The 24893-nt window shown below is 32.7% G+C and carries 23 protein-coding genes; 12 read left to right on the plus strand and 11 right to left on the minus strand.

Annotated features, from left to right (window positions below):
* A partial coding sequence (locus C8D80_RS10380) for an OmpA family protein (RefSeq protein WP_133610100.1) occupies positions 1–1299 on the plus strand: 1299 nt, incomplete at its 5' end.
* Between the two features lie 66 nt (positions 1300–1365).
* Here the strand turns inward: C8D80_RS10380 and C8D80_RS10385 are convergent.
* From C8D80_RS10385 to C8D80_RS10400, 5 genes are all read right to left on the minus strand, one after another.
* A complete protein-coding gene (locus C8D80_RS10385; protein WP_133610102.1) occupies positions 1366–1818 on the minus strand; it encodes a 6-pyruvoyl trahydropterin synthase family protein in 453 nt (150 codons plus the stop codon).
* A 10-nt stretch (positions 1819–1828) separates the two neighbouring features.
* Positions 1829–2002, minus strand: coding sequence for a hypothetical protein (locus C8D80_RS12780; protein ID WP_162845070.1), 174 nt, complete (start codon positions 2000–2002; stop codon positions 1829–1831).
* On the minus strand, positions 1999–2748 hold the full coding sequence (locus C8D80_RS10390; RefSeq protein ID WP_133610104.1) for an enoyl-CoA hydratase/isomerase family protein: 750 nt from the start codon (positions 2746–2748) through the stop codon (positions 1999–2001). The genes C8D80_RS12780 and C8D80_RS10390 overlap by 4 nt, the downstream gene beginning before the upstream one ends.
* Before the next feature lie 6 nt (positions 2749–2754).
* Positions 2755–6228 (minus strand): T9SS type B sorting domain-containing protein, encoded by a 3474-nt coding sequence (locus C8D80_RS10395; RefSeq protein ID WP_133610106.1) that lies wholly within the window; start codon positions 6226–6228, stop codon positions 2755–2757.
* Positions 6229–6290: 62 nt separating this feature from the next.
* Positions 6291–9695: a hypothetical protein gene (locus C8D80_RS10400; RefSeq protein ID WP_133610108.1), complete on the minus strand. Its 3405-nt coding sequence runs from the start codon at positions 9693–9695 to the stop codon at positions 6291–6293.
* Positions 9696–10285: 590 nt separating this feature from the next.
* On the opposite strand from C8D80_RS10400, the gene C8D80_RS10405 reads away from it, so the two are divergent.
* The gene (locus C8D80_RS10405) at positions 10286–10948 is read left to right on the plus strand and encodes a hypothetical protein (RefSeq protein ID WP_133610110.1); all 663 of its coding nucleotides are present in this window, start codon (positions 10286–10288) and stop codon (positions 10946–10948) included.
* A gap of 548 nt (positions 10949–11496) precedes the next feature.
* Here C8D80_RS10405 and C8D80_RS10410 read toward each other — a convergent pair.
* A complete protein-coding gene (locus tag C8D80_RS10410; RefSeq protein WP_133610113.1) occupies positions 11497–12750 on the minus strand; it encodes an aspartate kinase in 1254 nt (417 codons plus the stop codon).
* Between the two features lie 9 nt (positions 12751–12759).
* Positions 12760–13236 (minus strand): GNAT family N-acetyltransferase, encoded by a 477-nt coding sequence (locus tag C8D80_RS10415; protein WP_133610115.1) that lies wholly within the window; start codon positions 13234–13236, stop codon positions 12760–12762.
* A 114-nt stretch (positions 13237–13350) separates the two neighbouring features.
* On the opposite strand from C8D80_RS10415, the gene fbp reads away from it, so the two are divergent.
* The gene (fbp, locus tag C8D80_RS10420) at positions 13351–14358 is read left to right on the plus strand and encodes a class 1 fructose-bisphosphatase (RefSeq protein WP_133610117.1); all 1008 of its coding nucleotides are present in this window, start codon (positions 13351–13353) and stop codon (positions 14356–14358) included.
* 74 nt (positions 14359–14432) lie between these two features.
* Here the strand turns inward: fbp and C8D80_RS10425 are convergent, their stop codons facing one another.
* The gene (locus C8D80_RS10425; RefSeq protein ID WP_133610119.1) at positions 14433–14867 is read right to left on the minus strand and encodes a tellurite resistance TerB family protein; all 435 of its coding nucleotides are present in this window, start codon (positions 14865–14867) and stop codon (positions 14433–14435) included.
* A 137-nt stretch (positions 14868–15004) separates the two neighbouring features.
* Here C8D80_RS10425 and C8D80_RS10430 point away from each other — a divergent pair, with 137 nt between their 5' ends.
* The 4 genes from C8D80_RS10430 to C8D80_RS10445 are packed head-to-tail and all read left to right on the plus strand — an operon-like array spanning position 15005 to position 18253.
* Positions 15005–15598 (plus strand): HupE/UreJ family protein, encoded by a 594-nt coding sequence (locus C8D80_RS10430; RefSeq protein ID WP_133610122.1) that lies wholly within the window; start codon positions 15005–15007, stop codon positions 15596–15598.
* On the plus strand, positions 15598–16026 hold the full coding sequence (locus tag C8D80_RS10435; protein ID WP_133610124.1) for a deoxycytidylate deaminase: 429 nt from the start codon (positions 15598–15600) through the stop codon (positions 16024–16026). Before C8D80_RS10430 ends, C8D80_RS10435 begins: the two co-directional genes overlap by 1 nt.
* A 1-nt stretch (position 16027) precedes the next feature.
* Positions 16028–17596: a S41 family peptidase gene (locus tag C8D80_RS10440; protein WP_162845071.1), complete on the plus strand. Its 1569-nt coding sequence runs from the start codon at positions 16028–16030 to the stop codon at positions 17594–17596.
* Positions 17597–17599: 3 nt separating this feature from the next.
* Positions 17600–18253 (plus strand): hypothetical protein, encoded by a 654-nt coding sequence (locus C8D80_RS10445; RefSeq protein WP_133610129.1) that lies wholly within the window; start codon positions 17600–17602, stop codon positions 18251–18253.
* Here the strand turns inward: C8D80_RS10445 and C8D80_RS10450 are convergent, their stop codons facing one another.
* From C8D80_RS10450 to C8D80_RS10460, 3 genes are read right to left on the minus strand one after another with little or no spacing between them, the layout of a single operon-like run.
* Positions 18254–18862, minus strand: a complete 609-nt coding sequence (locus C8D80_RS10450; RefSeq protein WP_133610131.1) for an FAD-dependent oxidoreductase — start codon at positions 18860–18862, stop codon at positions 18254–18256.
* Positions 18862–19059, minus strand: coding sequence for a hypothetical protein (locus C8D80_RS10455; RefSeq protein ID WP_133610133.1), 198 nt, complete (start codon positions 19057–19059; stop codon positions 18862–18864). Before C8D80_RS10455 ends, C8D80_RS10450 begins: the two co-directional genes overlap by 1 nt.
* Before the next feature lie 12 nt (positions 19060–19071).
* Positions 19072–19653: a MarC family protein gene (locus tag C8D80_RS10460; RefSeq protein WP_133610135.1), complete on the minus strand. Its 582-nt coding sequence runs from the start codon at positions 19651–19653 to the stop codon at positions 19072–19074.
* A 160-nt stretch (positions 19654–19813) separates the two neighbouring features.
* Here C8D80_RS10460 and C8D80_RS10465 point away from each other — a divergent pair, with 160 nt between their 5' ends.
* The 5 genes from C8D80_RS10465 (at position 19814) to C8D80_RS10485 (ending at position 24872) form a co-directional block, all read left to right on the plus strand.
* A complete protein-coding gene (locus C8D80_RS10465; protein ID WP_026725987.1) occupies positions 19814–20380 on the plus strand; it encodes a DUF3109 family protein in 567 nt (188 codons plus the stop codon).
* Positions 20381–20647: 267 nt separating this feature from the next.
* The gene (locus tag C8D80_RS10470; protein ID WP_133610137.1) at positions 20648–21625 is read left to right on the plus strand and encodes a ribonucleotide-diphosphate reductase subunit beta; all 978 of its coding nucleotides are present in this window, start codon (positions 20648–20650) and stop codon (positions 21623–21625) included.
* A 123-nt stretch (positions 21626–21748) separates the two neighbouring features.
* On the plus strand, positions 21749–24175 hold the full coding sequence (locus C8D80_RS10475; RefSeq protein ID WP_133610139.1) for a ribonucleoside-diphosphate reductase subunit alpha: 2427 nt from the start codon (positions 21749–21751) through the stop codon (positions 24173–24175).
* Between the two features lie 18 nt (positions 24176–24193).
* Complete coding sequence (locus C8D80_RS10480) at positions 24194–24562, plus strand: hypothetical protein (protein ID WP_133610141.1); 369 nt, start codon at positions 24194–24196, stop codon at positions 24560–24562.
* 85 nt (positions 24563–24647) lie between these two features.
* On the plus strand, positions 24648–24872 hold the full coding sequence (locus C8D80_RS10485; RefSeq protein ID WP_133610143.1) for a hypothetical protein: 225 nt from the start codon (positions 24648–24650) through the stop codon (positions 24870–24872).
* The last annotated feature ends 21 nt before the right edge of the window (positions 24873–24893 follow it).

Below are 24893 nucleotides of genomic sequence, written 5' to 3' on the forward strand. Positions count from 1 at the left end.
ACTTACAACGCAAATGGAACCATTAGCGATGCAGTAGCGGTAGACAACCTAAACACCAAATGGCACGATGGACCAGCAAGTATTACAAGCGATGGAAACACAATGTACTACGGTAGTGAAAGTTTCAATGAAAAGGAATTCACTAAGGACAAGGCCAAGAATGCGAAGTTTGGTAAAATTTACCTTTATAAAGCTACCAAAGAAGGTGATAAGTGGGTAAACAGTAAACCACTTCCGTTTAACAACAAAGCTTATGATGTAAGAAATCCAAGCATAAGCAAAGATGGAAAAACATTGTACTTCTCGTCAAACATGCCAGGCGGTTTTGGAGGAGAAGACATTTGGAAAGTAGCAGTAAATGGCGACGAATATGGTACGCCAGAGAACTTAGGAGCTAAAGTAAACACAGAGGCAAACGAGAGTTTTCCATTTATTACAGACGACAACATTTTGTTCTTCTCATCAAACGGGAAACAAGGTTTTGGAGGATACGATGTCTTCAAGATGGATTTAAACAAAGGAACAGCAGCGATGAACGTGGGCGAACCTGTAAATACATCAAAGGATGATTTTGCTTTCACATACAACACAACTAAGAAAGTTGGATTTTTCTCTAGTAATAGAGACGGTAACGACGATATTTATAAAGCAGATCCGATTTGTAATTTTAGAGCAACAGTTGTTGTAAAAGATGAGATGACAGGAAATGTGATTGAAGGAGCTACAGTTTTTATAACCGATATAAACCAAAAAATCCTAACAAATCAAAATACTGATGTTAATGGTAAATCGGAATCAATGTTAACCTGTTTGCCAACTTTTGTAAGTTACGCTAGCAAATTAGGTTATGAAAACAGTAGTATTAATAAATTTGAATTTGAAGAAAATGAGCTTGGACTTGATGTCAATTTTGAATTGACACTAAAACCAATCATGCCAATCATCACAGAGAAAGAGGTGATATTACAACCAATATTCTTTGAGTTCAACAAAAGTAATATCACAGCAGAAGGCGCGGCAGAGTTAGACAAATTAGTAATGGTAATGAATGAACATCCAAACATGGTCATCTTTGCAAAATCACACACTGATAGCAGAGGAAGTGATAAGTACAACATGAATTTATCAGACAGAAGAGCAAAATCTACTGTTCAATACTTAATTAGCAAAGGAATAGCAAAAGATAGAATCTCAGGACAAGGATTTGGAGAAAGCGAGCCAAAAGTAGCTTGTAAACCATGTAACGAAGAACAACACGCACAAAACAGAAGAAGTGAATTCTTGATTGTGAAGAAGTAATTAGTAATTATGCTAACAAAAAAGTCCTCAAATTAATTGAGGACTTTTTTGTTTTAAATTTCTTTATTATTCATTGTCAGAAGCAAACCATTCAGCAAAAGAAGTTTCAGTTTCTTGTAATCTAAGGGAATGCAGTTTTATGTTGTTAGGTAAAAGATTTTTAATTTTATTAGAAAAATCGATTACCATATTTTCACTTGTGGGTTGATAATCAACTAAAATTACGTCATGACCTCTTGATTTTAATTCGTGTGCCAACTCAATATGGGGTGTGTTTTTGTTGAAAACAGTAGCATGGTCAAACACGTCTACAATTTGTTCTTTGACAATTTTCTTTAAATCACCAAAGTCAATCACCATTCCATATTTTACATTTGAAGTGTCTTTTATGGGTTTTCCAATTACAGTAACTGATAGTTTATAGCTATGCCCGTGAACATTTTTACATTTTCCATCGTAACCATAAAGGGCATGGCCTGTTTCAAAGTTAAACTGTTTGGTAATTCTTATGTTTGACATCTTATTTAATTTAAATTTTTTCTTTCTTTTTTGCTCTGTAATAAAGTGCGTAGGCTATTCCGACTAATACAATAAAAGGTACAAATGAACCAATTAGTACTCCAATTTGATATTGACTATCCGGAGCGTCTTTTAATTTTTGCTCAACATTAACTTGTTGAAGGAAAATGATTAAACTTCTCATTTTTTAAATTTTTCTAATGCATTTTTAGTAAAATCTGATAATACTAGCCTTCCAGAAATTGCTGCTCTTTCATAAAGTAAACTGTCCCAATGACTTGTTCCTTCCCAAAGCACTTTCTTCATTTCTAATAAGGCATCGGGATTGTAAGATGAAAGTTCTTTAGTATATTCTTCAAGTCTTATGTCTAAATCTTCAATGGTTTCGAAAACTTCAGAAAATAATCCTTTTTCAAATGCCCATTTTGAAGTTTTCCAAGCGGTTGGGTTAAGAGTCATTTCTGACATGGCCATTTTTCCAATTTTTCTTGAAACAGCTGGCTCAATAACAAAAGGACCAATTCCAATAGCAATTTCAGAAAGTTTGATTTCACTTTTAGTAGTTGCGAATGAATAATCACAAGCAGAAGCTAATCCAACTCCACCTCCAACAGCTTTACCATGAATTCTTCCAATGATTAATTTAGGACATTTTCTCATTGCATTGATTACATTGGCAAATCCAGAAAAGAAGCGACTACCTTCTTCATAATTGCTTACAGAAAGTAATTCGTCAAATGAAGCACCTGCACAAAATGCTCCAGTTCCTGCGCTTTTTAAAATGATTATAGAAACGGAATCATTTTTACTTAAAGTATTAATTTCATCGGTTAATTGTTGTAATAATGTACTTGGAAATGAATTGCTTGAGGGATGAAAAAATAGTAAAGTAGCAATGTTTCCATTAATTATGGTTTCTATAGTTCCCATTTGTAATTATCTTTTTAAACTAAAATGTGATTTAAATTCTTTTCTTATGTTGTCTTCGTTATATTCAACTTTAAACCAATAGTCAGTAGAAGGCAATAATTCGCCGTTAAATGTTCCGTCCCAACCTAAACTGTCTGGGCTCATTTGTTTCATCAATTTACCATAACGATCATAAATTGAAATTAAACCTTGATATTCTTCTGGTAAGTTAATATTCCATCTGTCGTTATAACCATCTCCGTTTGGAGTAAAATAGTTAGGATAAGTAATGGTTTGAATAGTATTAGTCAATAGTAAACCACAACCTTGAATATCTCTTACATAAATGGTGTAAGATCCATTTGGCAAATTACTGAAAACAGGACTTGGTTGCCAATCTATTCCGTTTAAACTAAATTCATAAATACCAAATCCTCCAATTGCTACAGCTTGAATTGTAGCTAAACCAGTAGAAAAAGCTGGCGTTAATAGTTCGGCAGTAACACTTGCTGGTTCAGAAGAAAAAGTAGCCTCAACAGAATCTGTAAAACTACATGAGGTGTCTAAATTTGTTACAGTTACTTCGTAAGTTCCAGGCGTGGTAATGTTGTAAGTTGATATATTTCCACTTGGATTAGCTGGAGTCCAGGCATAACTGTAATTTCCAGGCGTAATTGGTGTTGCATTTATAGTTTGTGAGCCAATTCCTGTTACTGGATCAATACAGATAACAAAATCATCTCCTAAATTAGTATCAGGTAATGGATTAACAATTAATTCTAAAAATGGACCTAATCCTGCACATTCAAATAAATTACTTTCTATTCGAACCCAAATAAGTTGATTGTTGGCAACTGTATTTCTGAAATTATTGATGTCAGTTATTGCATTTTGCTCCGTTTCGGCATCATTTTGATTTAAATAATAAGTAAAAGTATACGATTGACCTGTAGGGAATTGGTTTGTTAAAGCAGGTTCAATTTCGGTTAAATTAAAATATCCTATTCCATCTCCATTAGGATCTGTAGCATTCAAATAATCATCGCAAACATCATCAATTGTATATCTATATGTTTGAGGAACTGTTGTAGCTGAAACAACTAAATTAACTCTTGAAGTTCTAAAACAACCATTAGAATTTGTTATTCTTGCCCAAACCGTACTTCCATTAGCTGCATTGAATGCAACTTCATTAGTAACTAGGTCGTTGTTATTATTAGCTCCAGTTAAACTATTGTGATATGAAAAGGTTAAATTACTATCTGTAGAAATTAAAACATTAGCTTGAGTTAAATTGAATATTGTGTTTGCGTCTGTATCAGTATCACATTGTTTTAAAGTAACGATAGCATTAACTACAGGTTTAGGATTAACAACTAGATTAAATGTTACAGTAAAATAACATCCGTTAGTTGTATTTGTCAATCTTACATAAATAATTCTATTCGTTTCATATATCGAAGTTATGCTGTTGCTTCCAGCTATTGCTTCTGATAAATCGGTGTGATAAGTAATGTTGTATCCAGGAATAAGAGTTGAAATTTCATTACTTTTTTGAGTTAAATCAAAAGTAACAAATCCATTTGTGTCATCTCCGTCAAGGTTGTTGTCACACAAGCTAAAATTAGAAATCACCGGTGCGGTTGGAATTGGATTGTTTGTTATTGTAACACTTGCAGAAACCGCAGGACATGCGCCACTTTCAGGTATTGTATAGGTATAAACACCGGATGAATCTAAAGCTGGATTAAAAATGCTTGTTCCAGATGCAAGTGCAGAAGACCAAGTTCCTCCAGTAGTTGTGGTAGTGCCTAATAGTGTAAATAAGTCAAATGAATTCGCGTTTACACATGTTGAATAAGTTAAACTTGTTCCCGCATTAGGAGCTTGTTGAATGGTAACATTAACTTTTACAGGAATTGTTGTAGGTGATGAGTTACAGTCTTTTGTAAATTGGTATATATATTCACCCGGAATATTGATTGTTGGGTTAAAAATATCATTATTTAATGGCGCTCCGCCTGCTGGAACAGTCCAAGTTCCGTTTTCACCAGGGTTACCTGTTATGGCTTCAAAAAGGTTAACTGTTTCATTTGAGCAAACCGCAACATCCGTATCTTCTGGATTGCTACCAAAACCTGAATAATATCCTGCAAAACCTGAAGTGATTCCTTGATTTGGATTGTTAGGATTAGATCCATAACCAAAAACTCCAACAGCTAAAGGACCAGTTGATTCAATATTGACATTTCCACTAACTCCAGATATTCTGTATGTTACCCAATCAGTGTTTCCTAGTACTGCTTGCGCTTGCGCTGATGATATTGTTGAACCATTTAATGTTAAAGATGCAGACGCATAAGTTAAAACCATCAAGTCAGCTATGTATGATGTTCCGCCAATTACGTTTACATCAGGAATGTTTACCGAATTTTGAAAGAAACAACTTAAAGGTGGAATGAAATTTAATCCTGCTGTAGCTGTATCATTTCCGCCACCTAGTAATTGATAAGCGTAAACGTTTTTTGAGGTTCTAACATAAATGTTTCTATTTGTTGTGCCTTGGTAAAACGAATTATCAACTAAAAAATAATCACCTGCATTTATTGTAGCATTTGGAGTTGGAGAACCATTGACAAATATTTCGGTGTTATCCTCGTTTGCAACAATTAAGGGTAATTCCATAGTTGCAAGTCCGTTTCCTTCAATAAATATATATTCATTACCTATTTGTGATGCTGATACTATTTGATCTAGAGCAAAATCGGCATAATTTAATTCTATGCCACCTAATGCATTTCCGGAATTTACAGCAACAGGTTTGTCCGAAGAAATCAATGCTCCAATAGCACCATCTAAATTTTCAAAAGTATCGCTATAACCTGTAAAAATAATACTTTGTCCGGCATTTAAAGAGAAACTTTGAGAAGCAACATTTATTATTCCCGTACTTGTAGTAAAAATGACATTTGGATCATAATCAGACAAAGTAATATTGGTATTGTCTTCTGTTGCCATCACACTTGTAACAAAAGATTTTCTTGGATCTGCAGATTCATTTATGATGTGTCCCAATCTAAAACTTGTTCCAATTCCCGGCTTCCCTTTTGAAACTAACATTTCTGCATGATTTGTAGACCTAACTCTAAAGCTAACGTAAAAATCCTTTTGTCCTTCTAATATAATTCCACTATCACTTAAAACAATGTTTACATTTTCTTGTCCAACAAACATTTTTGTATTTTGTCCAAAGCCAATATCTATAGTCAAAGGAGCACCTGCTGAAATAGTATATGGGCTTGCTCCAAAAGGATTCCCAGCGCCATCTGTAACTGTAACTTGAAAAGGAGTTGTTTCTTGAGTAGATAAGTATAAATAATGGTCGGCTACAGAAGATGCATCTCTACAATGCAAAGGCGGTAACCAGTGTTTGTTACTTAACTGACTAAAACCAAAGTTGATAAATAAAATAAAAAATAATTTTATTAGAAGATTCTTCATTGTAAAAAATTGAAATAAGCTTGTAAAATTAAGTAGAAATGTATAATTAATCTAAATATTAACTAAAAAAACGCTCTTAATTGGACGTTTCCTGTGTGAATCGTTTTACTGGTTTCACTATTTCTTCCTTGATAATTGATATTAACGTCTAAATATTGTGTCAAATTTTTCTGTAAAAGCAATCGCCATGTTTGATTTTTGCCAGGCTGTAAACCTTCTAACATTTGAAAGCCTACTGCTGATAAGGCGTTTCCTTCATATGTATTGTTGTACATTGAAAATTCACCATTCATACTAAATCCTTTTTCGCTGTTGAAAGTAAACGATGTTCCTAAACGAGTTTGTTTTAAAGTTTCAAAAGCTCCAATTTGATTTTCCTTTTGTTGAAATTCATAAAAAATATCCCAACTCGCGTTTTTGGAAAACAAGTACCCGATTTTTGGCTCAATTTGATAACCATCAATCGCGAAATTTCTACTTGGATAATTCTGAGAAGTAGATTCGGTTGAAGTGGTACTTCCTGAAAGATTAAACAACCAACTTTTCTTTACCAAATGCTGATATTGCAATTGATGCAATTGGTTTTTAGCAGCAACACTTCCCACAGAAAGTAAATTCTGATTTTCATTTAACAAGAATGAATAAGTGGTTGAATGATGTTGTTTTCCACGATTAAAAAACAAACTGTTTCTAAAATTTGTATTCAAACCAATCAACTCTTCTTCCTCTTTTGAAAACGGATTCAAATCGAAATTAGCACCATTCCTTTTTATTTTTCGATCAATTAAAAACGAAGTTTGATTGTAAAAGTGCGAAGCGAATTTCTTAAAACCTTTTTCATTTTGCCATTGGTTAAAATTGAAATTCAGCGCTTGCGAAAATTTATTCTGATGCGTTCTTACAAAAACCTGATTCGGTAAAAACACTCGAACATAAATCGCTAAATCAGAATACGGAGCAATTTCAAACTCTTGTAATTCCTGAATTCCGTTACCATTATAATCGTTCCACATGTAAACGCCTTGTCCAGGTTCTACTTGTAAATAGGTAAATTCTTGCTGGGCAATGGTTCCTGAACTTGTTTCATAAGCCGTTGTTGTCTGAATTAATTGTCCAAAAAATCTATCCGAATACAAAATTCGTGAATTCAAAGAAGGTTCGTCTTTTAAGTTTGAATCTTCATATTTCAAAGTACGATAATTCAAAAACACGCTCAAATTGCTTTTTTCGGTTTTAATTAATTGCGATTTTAAGTAGTAGGAATTCGAATGATTTACACGCTCAATTCTGTTGAATTGCAAACTATCATTTTGACGTTGTAAAAAACCTAATTCCACAAAAACCTTTGTCGAATCACCTCTTCCCACAAATGCACCATATTCTAAAAAACGTTGGCTCAAGGCCGAAAATGTATTGGTTATTTTTAGTTTTTCGGAATTATCTTCCAAATTCACCGTGGCACCAACCCAATTTTTCCCCAATTTATACGACGAACGATTTTCACTTCGAGAAAAAGACGAATTTGAAAGTTCGGAATCGCTTTTCATTACGCTCGAGTTACTCCAAATCATCCAATTTTTGGTAGCATATCTTCCTGAAAAAGTATGTTTATTTCCCGAAAATGCATCACCAAAAGTTAAGTTTTCAAACTGATAAAGCGCTTTTCCTTTGTTGTCGAAATTAAAATCTAATCCCGAAGTCAAAAAACTTTGATTGCCTAATAAGGTCGAAGTAATGTTCCAATCTCTGTTAAATTCGATGTTGTACAAACGTTCAATGGTTTTGAAATTTTCTTGCACCAACTGATAATTTGCAAACGCATCAATTTTGGTTTTTCCATCAAAAACACGTTGTTTTCCGTTGAATTTCCCAGCAAAACCTTTGTTGTTATTGTCATCTAAATTCGAATATAAATTTTGGTCGCTGTTGCTTAATGCTACTTCAAAATCTAAAAGTGTTTTCTCGTTTGGATTGTACTTCCCTATAATGGTTGCCATTTGAATTTTTGTTGGCGCAATCAAACGAACAATTGGTTCATAATTTCCTTGCGGAATTCCTGCAATTGGCGGTACATATTCATAAATTTTCCCAACCGCTTGATTGTTGACTAAAATATAATTTCCTTGATTATTTCCTACTAAAGAAAAACGAACATTATATAATTCGTCAGTAGGATTATTCGAATATTCAAAAACTTCTACAGCACCAATAATCACTTTTCTATACAAAATTTTATTTTCGGAATAGGAATCTAAATAAGCTGAAGGTCCGTTCATTTCCGAAATATCATCACCAGCGTTTTGCAAAATATCAATTTGTTCCGAAGATAAATTTTGTTGCAACGGCTGATTTTTCACATCACTTTCCGAATACACATAACCACCAATTTGCCAACTTTCTCGCTCGTGCGAAATTCCGCCATACGTTATAAATCGGGTAAAATTTCTATCGGTGTATTGATATTCTACGTTGATCCGCATTTCGGAGGTAATCGGAAATAAAGAAGTAAAAATGATTTCTCCAGCGTTGTAATCGATGATGTAGTCGTTGTTTTCGCCACGCGTTTTCAAAATTCCATTAACATATACGCGTTCCGAACCTGAAATCACTAAAACGTATAATTCGTTATTATTTCCACGCAATTTATATGGACCTTGATTTCCTTCTTGACCAACGAATGAACTTCGTGCATATTGTCCACGGACCAAAGCACCAGTTGCAACGACTTCGGTTTTTTTATCTGGTGTTCCAAAGGTAAAACGTGTAGATAATCCTTGTACTTTTTTATTGAAATTAAGGAAAGCTGATTTTCGATTTTCCAGAAATAAATCACCGGCGCGAATATTCCATTTATCCGAAAATAATTCGATGAAAATTTGGTCAAACTCGTCTAATTTTTGCGAATAACCACCTTCTTGCAACGGAATATTACTGTCTTGAATGGAAGCACGCAAACTCACTTTGTCCGAAATTTTTCCTGTGATTTGTAAATCTAAATTGGAATTCACTACCGTGTTTTGATTGTTTCCAACCGTAACACCACGCGTGATACTTCCCGAAGTATTCAATCCGTCGAAAGGTTTGAATTTGGTGTTTTTGTCTTTTTTGAAAACGACTAATTTTCCTGCTTCGTTAGAAACCACTTTATCGTCATCGTAAATGGAATAGGTTTTGGTTAAAAACTCTGGAAATTTTGAATAGCGAATCACTAACGAATCAGAAGTGTTGATTTCTTTGGTAAAAATCAAAGTTCCTTTTTGGAAATTTACTTTGTAAAAACTCGAATCAATGACTTTTCCGTTTTTGTCTTTAATTTCAAAAAAGGAATTGTTTAAACTAAATTTCTCTATCGAAATCGTGTCTTTTGAAAAAGCAATTTTTTTAGTTGGATACGATTGTAACGTCTCTTGAGCAAAACTGCCCAAAAAACACAACAGAAATCCAGCTAAAAAAACAATTTTTTGCATAAATACTATAACTCCGAATCTTCAAAAGTAGTATTTATTGTTTGAAAAAAGGAATGATTTTATTTGAACCGCAGATTCGCAGATTTTTTAAATAGTAATCTGCGAATCTGTGGTAATTTATTTTAAGACTACTCCTTTGTAATCAACTGCATTGTTTCTCTTGAAAAATAAATTTTAACAAAACATGTAGGAAAAAACAGTATTGGCTTTGAAAAGGGAATTTATATTGCATTGTGGAAAGCATCTTAGATTTTACCATTACTTAAAAATTATACAGAAATAGTAAAATTGATGCTTGAAAAAACAGAAAAAGGCATTTTTTTTTAAAAAAACCAGCAAACACTGGAAAATAAAATTGAAAATGTACAGAAAATCTGTAACAATTTATTAAAAACATCATTTTAACTTTGTTTTATACAAATTACTAGGAAACTTCAAAACGTTGTCGGAAGATTGCTTGCTAAACTTTGATTTAAAGTAAGGATTTGAAGAAACTACATATTTTGATAATTTGAGTTTAATTGTAGTGGGGAAAATAAGCCGAACAGATACCCGAAAAAGATAGTAGGTGAAATAATAAATTTAATTTTATGAAAAATTTTAAAATCTTAATTCTTTTAAATCTATTTATTTTTTTAACTTCGTGTTCAAGTGATAGTGATAATAACTTTGAAAACAAGCAGAATGAAACTATAAGCTCTTCAAATAATAACACTTTTTCAAGAACCGAGTCAAATGACATTACTCAACTAGGTAATGATGAACAATTTCAGCTTTTCATTAACAATGAATATGATTTAATAAAAAATATTAATGATAAAGAAGCTTTGAACCTTATCTATTCTGATAATAATTTGACAGAGGATGAGTTAAATACATTCTACTCTATCACAGGTTTTGATTCAGAAAGTTCATTTATAAATTATTATAATTCACAATTAGAATTATTAAGAAATTTAGATAACAAATATAATTTTAACAAGTATTCACAAGAAGAATTAAAGCTAATTCTAATAAACGCATTAGAGCAATTTTACAATAATAGTTTAGTTTCCAGAGCCGGACCTTGTGAAAGAAAATTAAGAAACGAAATGGTCATTATCGCTGCGGAGGCTTATGCTGCACACTTGGCTTGTGGATTGGCTGACTTATCTGTTATAGGCGGGGTAATTTGCCATAGTGCAGTTGTTGTTTGGCATGCTGCATCAAACGATAATGCTATTTTAGATTATGAAAATTGTATAAAAAAGTAATTTATGAATAAAAACATTAAAATATTACCGTTTTTACTACTATTAATTTATTTTTTATTAATAAAAATAAATATATTATCCACATTCAGTAGTAAATTATTGGCTATTATTTTGATTATATCAATTAATATTTTTCTTTATTTTAGATTTAGAAATAATAATCAAAATAAAATAAATAATAATAATTTGTACATCCTAATATTGTTTAGCTTTATTAGTACCATACTTTTTTTGTATAATATTTTTAAATTTAAGTTAATTTGATTCTCATAATTATTATATGAAAAAATCAAAATATTTTCTATTCGCTGGACTATTCTTCTTTGTTTTTTCTTGTATTCTCTTGATATTAAAAGCGTATGATATTGCAAATGAGGAAAAATATGAGGTTAAACAAATTTTATTAATTATATCTACTATTCTGTATATAGTTTCATTGTCTGTATATGTAATAATGAGGTTTATTTTTAAAAAATAACCCTCCCTCATTAAGTTTTATACAAAAAGAGTTTTGCATAAAGCAAAACTCTTTTTTATGTTTTTAGTTCTTATTCTTTAGTAATCACCTGCATTGTTTCTCTCGAAATCTGGCGTAGCAATATTGTCTTATTTGTTTCTACTACTTTTGCTGCGTTTTCATCAAAATGTCTGATAGTGTAAAGCGATACGTTTTCGTTGTACGAAACTTTGAATTTTTTAGCCAATACTTTTCGCAACTCTTCAAAATTGTTGTATTTGTCTTCAATACAAACTGAGAAACTAATTGCCGTGTTTTGAATTAAATTCACTTTTACTTTGAATTTTGCAAATAAAGCAAAGATTTCACTGATGTGATTTTCCATTATAAAATCGAAATCAATTGATGATAACGATAACAATAATTGGTTTTTCTTTACTATGAAACAAGGTGTGTGTGGTTCTAAATCAGCTCCTTTTGAAACGCTGGTTCCTGCTAATGTTGGATTGATAAACGATTTTACAAACAACGGAATTTCCTTTTTCTGTAAAGGTTGTAACGTTTTTGGATGAATTACAGAAGCTCCGTAAAAGGCTAACTCAATAGCTTCTCTGTACGAAATTTGGTTCAACAAAACTGCATTTTCAAAATATCTTGGATCGGCATTTAAAACTCCAGGAACGTCTTTCCAAATGGTAACGCTTTCCGCTCCTAAACAATATGCAAAAATTGCAGCCGTATAATCTGAACCTTCGCGACCTAAAGTAGTCGTAAAATTATTCTCATCTGAACCTAGAAATCCTTGTGTGATGTTTAGAGTTTTCTTTTTAACACCTTTTGAAATCAATTTTTGAGTGGTTTCCCAATCGACTTGCGCATCGCGGTAATTGTTGTCGGTTTTGATTAATGGACGAACATCAATCCAATTGTTTTTTAAGCCGCTATAATTGAAATAATGACTTACAATCGTAGTAGAAACTAATTCTCCAATGCTCACCACTTGGTCGTAAACAAAACTATAATTTGGCGATTTGTTACTGCGAATAAAATATTCTAAATCGTCAAAATGTGCATTTACATCAAAAAACACATCGTGATCTTCGTCTTCAAATAAGTCTAATAAAATTTGGTTGTGGTATTTTCGAACTTCTTGAAGTGATGCATGTAATTCCTTAGATTTATCAAAGTAATTTTTGATTACTACTTCTAATGCATTCGTGGTTTTTCCCATAGCAGAAATTACCAATAAAACATCCTCGTGTCCTACCGTGTTTAAAACATGTAATACGTTTTTTACGCCTTCGGCATCTTTAACTGATGCACCTCCAAATTTAAAAATTTTCATTTTGAAGAATTATATAGTTGTGTTTAAAAATTGTTCAATTCCTTTGTCGTCCATGTGTACCACACGCCAATCACCTAAAACTTTAGCACCTGATTTTTCATAGAAATCAATAGCTGGTGTGTTCCAGTCTAAAACATTCCATTCGATTCTGCGGACATTTTCGGCTTTTCCTTGTTTGATGATTTCTTTGTAAAGTGCAAATCCGGCACCTGTTCCGCGCTTGTTTTCTTTTACAATTAAATCTTCTAAATGGATGGTTTTTCCTTTCCAAGTCGAAAAACGATAATAAAACAAAGCCATTCCGATAATCTCATTATCAACTTCGGCAACAAAACATTGAAAAAGCGGATTTTCTGAAAAACCATCGCGTACTAAATCATCAACGGTAACGACAACAGCATCAGGTTCTTTTTCAAAAGTAGCTAATTCCTGAATCAATTCTAAAACAGATGGCATGTCGTTTTTGGTGGCTTTTCGGATAATCATTTTTCGTAATTTTTTACAAAAGTAAAATTAACTTAAACATCTTTTCAAATTAATTCTCTGATTTCACAAATTTACCGATATTTGTGCCTTAAACACAACTACATCGTTTTCGAAATGGAAGAAAGAAATAGAACGTTAGGCGAATTCATTATTGAACATCAAAATTCGTTTCAGTACTCAACAGGAGAATTATCTCGTATTATTAACTCCATTCGTTTGGCAGCTAAAGTAGTAAACTATAAGGTAAACAAAGCCGGATTAGTGGATATTGTTGGCGCAGCTGGAGAACAAAACATTCAAGGAGAAGACCAACAAAAATTAGACGTTTACGCGAACGAAGTTTTTATTCAAACTTTAATTAATCGTGAAATTGTTTGTGGAATTGGTTCGGAAGAAAATGATGATTTCATTACCGTTGCAGGTTCGGATAATTCTCACAATAACAAATATGTAGTTTTGATGGATCCTTTAGATGGTTCTTCAAATATTGATGTGAATGTTTCAGTGGGAACGATTTTCTCAGTTTTCAGAAGAATTACTCCAGTTGGAACTCCAGTAACAATTGAAGATTTCTTACAACCAGGAGTAAATCAAGTAGCGGCAGGTTATGTAATTTATGGAACTTCAACCATGTTGGTTTATACAACTGGACACGGAGTTAACGGATTTACTTTAAATCCAGCAATCGGAACATTCTATTTGTCGCATCCAAATATGAAATATTCAGAAGACGGAAAAATTTACTCGATTAACGAAGGGAATTACGTTCATTTTCCTCAAGGAGTGAAAGATTACATTAAATATTGCCAGTTAGAAGAAGGTGATAGACCTTATACATCAAGATACATCGGAAGTTTGGTTTCTGATTTCCATAGAAACATGATTAAAGGAGGAATTTACTTATATCCAACCAGTTCAAAAGCACCTAATGGGAAATTACGTTTGTTGTACGAATGTAATCCAATGGCATTCATAGCCGAACAAGCAGGAGGAAAAGCGTCAGACGGTTTCAAAAGAATCATGGAAATTCAACCAACCGAGTTACACCAACGCGTTCCGTTCTTCTGCGGAAGTAAAAACATGGTAGAAAAAGCAGAAGAGTTTATGGCGAAAGCGAAGTAAATTCTTAGAATAGCAAAATAAAAAAAGCACAAACTCGTTAGAATTTGTGCTTTTGTATTTTAAAACAGTTTTGATTATCTGTTCATGTGTTGCATTTCGTAAGTGAAGGTGTCTAAATCCACATTCATATCTACTAATTTTAACGCTTTATCTACGATATAACCTACGTTTCCTGCTGTAAAGCCTAAAGCTAGAGCGAATTTTTTAAGTAATTCGTGTTCTTTTTTACCTAAAACGTGTTCGTCTGCGTATACCATTCTTGATAAATCATATAAACGTTCTAAACGATGTGTATGTAATAATGGTGGATTTACAGGATATTTTAAAGGGTTTTCTAAAATTTCCTCATATTCTGCTTGAGAAATTTCTAATTTGATAGCTAATTTGTCTAAGAATTGTTTTTCTTCTGGACCAATAATACCATCAGACAAAGCTACTCTTACAATTGCTGAAAAATGACCTTTGTTTCTGTTTCTAAAACCGCTATCGAATAAATCTGAAATTGACATGTTGTTTGTTTTTAATTATTGCAAAATTACATAAAAAATCTATTTTTTTGAAACAATTTCACAAGCTTTTGTGATATAGAAATTACCAACTTAAAAAAATAAATCGTAAGTTTGAAATTCCCCAAATAATTATCATTATGTCAGAATTTTGGATGTATTTTAATATTGGTCTAAAACATGTGTTAGATATTAATGCATATGACCACGTTTTGTTTTTAATTGCATTAATGGTTCCGTATGCTTTTAAAGATTGGAAAAACGTTTTTGTCTTGGTGTCGCTTTTTACTTTAGGACACACTTTAGCTTTGCTTTTGTCAGTTTATGGAGTGGTTCAAATTCAAGCCAGTTTAGTTGAGTTTTTAATTCCAATTACCATTTTAATAACGGCTATTTTTCATCTTTTTACTGCTGGAAAATCGTCTAAAAATGAAAGTATCACCTTCGTTGCAATCGTAACTTTATTCTTCGGAATCATTCACGGACTTGGTTTCTCTAATTACTTTAAAACAATTTTACCAGGAAATGCTTCTGATAAATTGCTGCCCTTGTTAGAATTCGCATTAGGAATTGAAGCCGCACAGATAATTGTAGTACTTATAGTTTTAATCATTTCGTATGTGGTGCAAACTTTTTTCCGTTTTTCAAAAAGAGATTGGGCTTTAGTTATGTCAGCATTTATAATTGGCGTAGTTTTGCCAATGATTATTGAAAGCGAAATTTGGAACCGATAATGAAGAAAGAAAAAAAGGAAAAATACGATAAAGCTTATTTAAGAATTGCCAAAGAATGGGGCAATTTATCTTATTGCCAACGAAAAAAAGTGGGTGCGATTATCGTTAAAAATAAAATGATTATTTCAGATGGTTACAATGGAACACCATCGGGATTTGAAAATTGTTGTGAAGACGAAGACAATTTAACCAAATGGTATGTACTTCATGCAGAAGCAAATGCGATTTTAAAAGTAGCTCGTTCAACGCAATCGTGTGAAGATGCTACGTTATATATTACCCTTTCGCCTTGTAAAGATTGTAGTAAATTAATTCATCAATCGGGCATTAAAAGAGTGGTGTATCATCAAGAATATAAAGATACTTCCGGAGTTGATTTTTTAAGAAAAGCAGGTGTTGAGGTTGAATTAATTGAAGATTTGAGCTAAAATGAAAATGAATAAAGTATATTTTCCAATAGTAATCGCAGTAGCTGTTGCGGCGGGTTTGTTATTGGGAAGTAAACTCAATCCTTCTACCGAAAATGCTTTCTTAAGTAAGAATGCCAACAAAAACAAACTCAATAAACTTATCGATTTCATCGAGAAAGAATATGTTGACAGTTTAAATACTGATTCTATCGTAGATTTAACCGTTAACGGAATTCTTGAGAAACTCGATCCGCATTCAGTTTACATTCCAAAAAGCGAATTAGAAGCAGTAGAACAAAGTATGCGTGGCGATTTCGTTGGAATTGGCGTTAATTTCTACATGTATAACGATTCGGTAGCCATCATAAAGCCTATTCCAAATGGTCCTTCTGAAAAAGCAGGGTTAAAAGCAGGTGATAGAATTCTCTTTGCGAATAAATTGCAGTTATACAACAAAAAATTAGAAACCGATACATTGTTTTCCATCTTAAAAGGAGAACAAGGTTCTAATGTAAAATTGACGGTTTATCGAAAATCCGAAAAGAAAAAATTTGCCGTAAACGTTACCCGCGATGTTATTCCAATTAAGAGTCTAGATGTAGCTCAAATGGTTGACAAAACTACGGGTTACATTAAAATAAATCGCTTTGCAGAAAAAACCTATGACGAATTTTTATCGGGTTTAACCCAATTGAAAAAAGAAGGTGCTAATCATATTATTATCGATTTACGAGACAATGGTGGTGGTTATTTAGAATCAGCAGTAAAAATTGCAGATGAATTCTTAAAAAACAAAGAACTAATCGTTAAAACCAAAAACAAAAAAGATAAAATCGAAAGTACTTTAGCGACTGAAAAAGGTATTTTTGAAACCGGAAAAGTCAGTGTTTTAATCAATGAAAATAGTGCTTCGGCCAGTGAAATTTTAGCTGGAGCTATTCAAGACAACGATAGAGGTTTGGTTTTTGGAAGACGTTCTTTCGGAAAAGGATTAGTGCAACGCGAAATGCCATTAGGCGATGGTTCGGCTGTGCGATTAACTGTGGCAAGATATTTCACGCCATCGGGTCGTTCTATTCAAAAACCGTATGAAGATAAAGGCGAAAACTACTTTAACGAATTTGAAAAACGTTTTGAAAGTGGCGAATTATACGAAAAAGACAAAACCAAAATCGCCGATAGTTTAAAATTCAAAACTAAGAAAGGTCGCTTGGTTTATGGCGGTGGCGGAATTATGCCAGATATTTTTGTGCCGTTAGAAGATTCGCACGGAGCCGAAGGTTTAACGATGTTGATGCAATCGGGATTAGTGAATTATTTTGTCTTTGAACAATTAGATCAAAACAGAAAGAAGTTTGAAAAAATTACCACTGAAGGTTTGGATAAAGAAATCAAATCTGGAAATTACTTCAATAACTTTAAAACTTACATGGCAAAAGGTGGATTGCTTTTTAACTTAGACAATCAAAAAGAGAAAGTGCTATTTTATCTTCACGCCGAGTTTGTACGTCAACTTTTTAATGAAAAAGCGTATTACCAATTGATTTTGAAAAAAGACGATATGGTGAATAAGGTGTTGAGTAAGTAAAATATGAAAGTTTATTTCCTTTTCTTTTTATTTCTAATTTTAGGTTGCTCTTCTTCTGAGCAGCTTAATGATTCTGCTGTAGTTGGAAAATATTCTTATAAAGCGGCAGGCTATGGAGTAGGTTCAACTGTTGAATTTAAGAAAGATAAAACGTTTGCTTATACTTGGGTAACAGGTTTAATAAATGGAACAACTGAAGGAACTTGGTCTATTTCGGGTAAAAAGATCATTCTAAATAGTGAACGAAAGAAGTCGGATGCATTGAAATTCAGAATTTTAGAAAATTCAGGTAATAATTCAGATTTTTACAGCTTTAAGTTTTTAGATGAAAATAAAGATATTCTTCCTAAAGTTATTTGTTTGTTATTAAATGAATCTGATAAAATTAAAAGTGTAGATGCTAATTTTGACGGGGAATTACAACTTTCAAAAGCTGAAGATTTTCAAAAATTGAGATTTATATTTTTAGGATTTCACGAGTTTGAAATCAAAAAAGAAGATTTAAAAGGAAATGTAACTTTAATGATGATTCAAAAAGAAACACATTATCAATATTTTGAAAATGAAGTAATGATTTTGAAAGGAGATAAAATTTACACTGATTTAATCAAAAAGACAAGACATGTGAAAAATAATTTTTTCACTAAAGAAGATTAATTACTTCGCCAAAGCATCATGCACTTGCACCGGATTTCCGTTATTCCACAACGTTAAAATATCGGTTGCTACTGAAGCACCACTTCCAGCAGCAATGCTTAATTGACTTCTGTGTCCGGCTAAAACACCTGCTGCGTAAATACCTTCGGTAACTAAATGGTCGGTATTTTTTAATTGAATTCTATTTTTTTCTGGAGCGGCTTTTTGATGCGGCATTACAAACGATTCCAAGCCTTCAATAGTAAAAGGATTTCCAGAACCAATCGCAATCACTACAATTTTAGCTTGAAACGAAGATTTGTTGGTAGTAATTGTGAAATTTCCAGCCTCACCAGAAATTGAAACTACTTTTTCTCCATGAATTTGTTGAACATGCGGATAAGTGTTGGTCAAATGTTCCAAACTTTCATCCAACAATTCACTTCCTAATTTTCCTGCGGGAATTCCGTAAGCATTATTAAAAATGGCATTTTGTAACGAAGACGCTTTTTGGTGGGCAACAATCGCAATTTTTTTATCCATTGCAAACGGTTTGTTTTGAGCTGAACCCAAAATCAAAGCACACGAAACGCCTGAAACTCCAGCGCCAATAATTAAAACGTCGACCATTATTGTCTCGTTTTCTCTTCAATCATTTTTGAAAAACGCAATAATACCAATAATAAGATAGCGCAAATTCCAGCGACAACTCCAATTATGGCAATTGTACTATTACCTTCAAACGGATTACTATAATCAATTTGAAAAAGATTAAAAACAATTAAAGCTAAAGCAATGGCAACCGCCACGTAAGTAAATATTTTCATTTCAATAAATTTCTAAATAAACAATCCTTTAACATTTGCGGCGAATAATTTTACAGCAATCGCCAATAAAATAACACCAAATATTTTACGAATAACACCTAATCCGTTAACACCTAATAAACGTTCAATTTTTCCTGATGATTTCAACACGCCATAGACTACAACTACGTTGATAACAATTGCAATAATAATGTTTATTTTGTCATAAGCAGCACGAAGCGACAAAATAGTTGTCATCGTTCCAGCACCAGCAATTAAAGGAAACGCAATGGGGACAATAGAAGCCGTACTCGGGTTGTCTTCTTTGTATAAATGTATGCCTAAAATCATTTCTAAAGCAAGGAAAAACAAGACAAACGAACCGGCAACAGCAAATGAATTCGCATCAATACCAATTAATTTCAGAATTTCTTCTCCTACAAATAAAAAGGCAATCATAATTACAGCGGCAACAATAGTCGCTTTTTCCGATTGAATATGACCCATTTTACTGCGTAAACCCACAATAATCGGAATGCTTCCTACAATATCAATCACAGCAAATAAAATCATGCTGATGGTAAAAATCTCTTTCCAATTAATTCCTAAATTCATAAAACACTGAATATTTGTGCAAATATAAGGATATTGATCAAAGAACGTTTTTAATTTAACGATACATTATAATAGTATAAATTCCAAAACCAACTTCTAACTTCTTATTTCTAAATTCTGAATTCAAAATTGTATCTTTGCACTTTAAATAAATTACCATATGTTTCAGTTAAATAAAACCATCGTTTCCGAAGAAATCTTAGAAAAAGAATTCGTTTGCAATTTGTCAGCTTGTCAAGGTGCTTGTTGTGTGGATGGCGATGCAGGTGCTCCTTTAGATGAGGAAGAAACCAAAATTTTAGCTGAAATTTTTCCAAAAGTAAAACCCTTTCTTCGTCCTGAAGGAATTAAAGCCATTGAAGAACAAGGAACGCACGTGGTTTCAGATTTTGGTGAATTAGAAACACCGCTTATCGACGGAAAAGACTGCGCTTACGTAATTTTTGACGGAAAAACGGCACTTTGTGGAATCGAACAAGCCTACAATCAAGGGATTGTAGATTGGAAAAAACCAGTTTCTTGTCATTTGTATCCTATTCGAATTAAAGAATATTCCGATTTTGCTGCGGTAAATTACCACAAATGGCATATTTGCGATGACGCGTGTTCGTTAGGGCAAGAATTAGGAGTTCCAGTGTATCAATTTGTGAAAGAAGCACTAGTTAGAAAATTCGGACAACAATGGTTTGACGAATTAGACAAAGTAGCAAAAGAGTTGAAAAAATAATCTAATTTTTATGGTTCAAAAATCGTTGTGAGAGGTTGATTTATCAATCGCTTACAAGGTTTTAACAGTTGTTTTATTTGTTTTTAACTTATTGATTATCAATATTTTAAAAACCTATATTAATTTACTGACAATTTTCAACTTTGTTAAAAACTTGCTCCAATTGTGAATAAGTTTGACTTTCATTTCTCGTTTCAAATGACAAACTTTGTAATCCCCAAATAAGTCAATTTAACCAATCATTAACATTTTTAAAATCAAATAGCTATGTCTATAGTGGAACCTATTTTGCAAGAAAATAAAGATCGATTTGTAATCTTTCCTATCAAACATCAAGATATATGGGAATGGTACAAAAAACAAGAAGCCTGTATTTGGACAGCAGAAGAAATAGATTTACATACCGATTTAAATGATTGGAACAATAAATTAAACGATGATGAGAAATATTTCATCAAACATATCTTAGCATTTTTTGCTGCGTCTGACGGAATTGTAAACGAGAATTTAGCGGAAAACTTTGTTAACGAAGTGCAATATCCAGAAGCAAAATTCTTCTACGGTTTCCAAATTATGATGGAAAACATTCATAGCGAAACTTATTCGTTATTGATTGATACTTATGTAAAAGATGAGGTAGAAAAAAATCAATTGTTTCATGCCATTGAAGTGTTTCCAGCAATTAAAGAAAAAGCGGAGTGGGCTTTAAAATGGATTGAATCGGATTCATTCGCAGAAAGATTAATTGCTTTCGCAGCAGTAGAAGGAATTTTCTTCTCAGGTTCTTTCTGTTCTATCTATTGGTTGAAAAAACGTGGATTAATGCCAGGATTAACTTTCTCAAACGAATTAATTTCTCGTGACGAAGGAATGCATTGTGATTTTGCGGTTCATTTACATACGAATCACATCGTAAACAAAGTGCCAAAAGCAAGAATTACAGAAATTATCGTTGACGCTTTACGTATTGAAAGAAAATTCATTACCGAGTCGCTTCCAGTGAGTTTGATTGGAATGAACGCTACTTTAATGACACAATATTTAGAATTCGTAACGGATAGATTATTAGTAGAATTAGGATGCGATAGAGTATATAATTCTTCAAATCCATTTGATTTTATGGATATGATTTCATTACAAGGAAAAACCAATTTCTTTGAAAAACGTGTAGCAGAATATCAAAAAGCTGGAGTAATGAACTCTGATTCAGAATCAAGTAAAATTAGTTTTGACGCTGATTTTTAATCAGTGTACTAAAAGCAAATATATTTCCGTTAGAATTAGGAAGTAAAACTCAATTCAAAAAAAAGATTACAAATAACCAGAAAGCAGGGAAGGGATTGTCTGATTTCAAAAAACTAAAAAAGTATGTATGTAGTTAAAAGAGATGGCCATAAGGAGCCAGTAATGTTCGACAAAATCACAGATAGAATTAAAAAACTATGTTATGGTTTAAATGACAGAGTTGACGCTGTTAAAGTAGCCATGCGTGTTATTGAAGGATTGTATGACGGAGTAACTACATCAGAATTAGATAATTTAGCAGCTGAAACAGCGGCTTCTATGACAATTGCTCATCCTGATTATGCGCAATTAGCAGCTAGAATCGCCATTTCAAACTTACATAAAAATACCAACAAGTCATTCTCGGAAACGATGAGTGAAATGTATCATTATGTTAACCCAAGAACCAATCAAGAAGCGCCTTTGCTTTCAGATGAGGTTCACGAAGTAATTCAAGCAAATGCAGAATTTTTAGATTCTCATATTATATATACTCGCGATTTTAATTACGATTACTTTGGTTTCAAAACCTTAGAGCGTTCGTATTTATTAAGAATCAACGGAAAAATCGTAGAGCGTCCGCAACACATGTTAATGCGTGTTTCGGTTGGAATCCACTTGAATGATTTAGAAGCAGTAATTGAAACTTACGAATTAATGTCGAAAAAGTTCTTTACACACGCCACACCAACATTATTCAACGCTGGAACTCCAAAACCTCAAATGTCATCTTGTTTCTTATTAACAATGAAAGATGATAGTATTGATGGAATTTACGATACGTTAAAACAAACTGCAAAAATCTCGCAATCAGCGGGAGGAATTGGTTTAGCAATTCACAATGTAAGAGCAACAGGTTCATACATTCGTGGAACAAACGGAACTTCAAACGGAATTGTTCCAATGTTACGTGTTTTCAATGATACCGCTCGTTACGTAGATCAAGGTGGAGGAAAACGTAAAGGAAGTTTCGCTATCTATTTAGAAACTTGGCATGCTGATATTTTCGAATTTTTAGATTTGAAAAAGAATACGGGTAAAGAAGAAATGCGTGCAAGAGATTTATTCTTTGCCATGTGGACTTCCGATTTATTCATGAAACGTGTTGAGGAAGATACGACTTGGACTTTAATGTGTCCAAACGAATGTCCAGGATTAGATAACGTTTATGGAGAAGAGTTTGAAGCTTTATATCTTTCATACGAAGCACAAGGAAAAGGTAGAAAAACCATCAAAGCACGTGAACTTTGGGAAAAAATTCTTGAATCTCAAATCGAAACAGGAACACCATATATGTTGTACAAAGATGCAGCGAACAGAAAATCAAACCAAAAGAATTTGGGAACCATTCGTTCGTCTAATTTATGTACCGAAATCATGGAGTATACTTCTCCAGACGAAATTGCAGTATGTAACTTAGCTTCTATTTCGTTGCCAATGTTCATCGAAAACGGAGCTTTTAATCACGAATTGTTATATAACGTAACAAAACGTGTAACGCGTAACTTGAACAAAGTAATCGATAGAAATTACTACCCAGTTTTAGAAGCAGAAAATTCAAACATGCGTCACCGTCCAATTGGATTAGGTGTGCAAGGATTAGCTGATGCTTTTATTTTGTTGAGAATGCCTTTTACAAGTGATGAAGCTAAAAAATTAAACCAAGAAATTTTTGAAACCTTATACTTTGCAGCTGTAACCGCTTCTATGGAAATGGCTAAAGAAGAAGGACCATATTCAACTTTTGAAGGATCACCAATTTCTAAAGGAGAATTCCAACACAACCTTTGGAATATTAAAGACGAAGAACTTTCTGGTCGTTGGGATTGGGCAAGTTTAAGAAAAGAAGTAATGGCAAACGGAGTAAGAAACTCATTGTTAGTAGCGCCAATGCCAACTGCATCAACTTCTCAAATTTTAGGAAATAATGAAGCTTTCGAACCTTATACTTCTAATATTTATACAAGAAGAGTGCTTTCTGGAGAATTCATTGTAGTAAACAAACACTTATTACATGATTTAGTAGAAAGAGGTTTGTGGAACGAAACGTTGAAACAAGAAATCATGCGTCACAATGGTTCTGTGCAAAACATTGCACAAATTCCGGCAGACTTAAAAGAATTATACAAAACGGTTTGGGAAATGTCGATGAAAGATATTATCGATATGAGCCGTCAAAGAGGTTATTTCATTGACCAATCGCAATCGTTGAACTTGTTTATGCAAGATGCGAATTATGCGAAATTAACGTCGATGCATTTCTACGCTTGGAAATCAGGTTTAAAAACGGGAATGTACTATTTAAGAACAAAAGCGGCTGTAGATGCAATTAAGTTTACTTTAAATAACGATAAAGTAGCAGCACCAATTGAAATACAAGAGCCAACTCAAAAAGTTGAAAGCATTGCTGTTGTAAGTGAACCAGTAGAAATGACAGCTGAAGAATACAGAGCAATGATTGAAATGGCAAAAAATGCCGGACCAGAAGATTGCGAAATGTGTGGTTCTTAATTAGAGAAATAAGTTAAAATGGATTATTTTGAAAAATTTGTTTTTCTTGAGTTGACATGGAAGCAATTCTCTAAACTTGACAGTGCTGAATATTATAAAACTATTGCATTACTGAATAAGGAAGAGGAGGAATTGTCAATTAAAATTGGTAATGAGATTCATCAGATATATAATTTTATTAATTCAAAAAGTGAAGGCAGAAAAAATGTGAATTCAATTATAGAATTTCATGAAGAGATTTCTCCTGTTAGTAATGTTATATTAAAAGTTTCTCAAGATTTTGGACTAACTTTAAAAGGAGAGGTTTCTGATGAATTTAAGAAAGCAGTTTTAAAAATTTTCGGAAAAAGTTACTTAGATGATTTTTTAAATGATATAAATCATTAATTTATAAAACAGCCATCAAACGATGGCTGTTTTTCTTTTAAATAATTACAATCCAATTCGTACATTTGAAAAAAATAAACAGATTATGTCAAAAGATAAAAAAGGGGTTCACACTGGAATTATAGAAAAAGACGCAGACGGAAACTATTTCTGTGGCGAATATTTATTGGATTATCAATACACAGAAAAAAGTTTCAAAGTAGGAGATGAAATCAACATCAAATCGGTAATTGTAAATCCGAGTGATAAAAGTTACAATCAGTATCCAAAAAAATCGAGAAATTTCTTTTTGGCTAACGAAAAAGAATAGTTTCTAAAATCTTCAATCTAG

Source organism: Flavobacterium cheniae (assembly GCF_004363695.1).
In the GTDB taxonomy this organism is placed as follows: Bacteria; Bacteroidota; Bacteroidia; order Flavobacteriales; family Flavobacteriaceae; genus Flavobacterium; species Flavobacterium cheniae.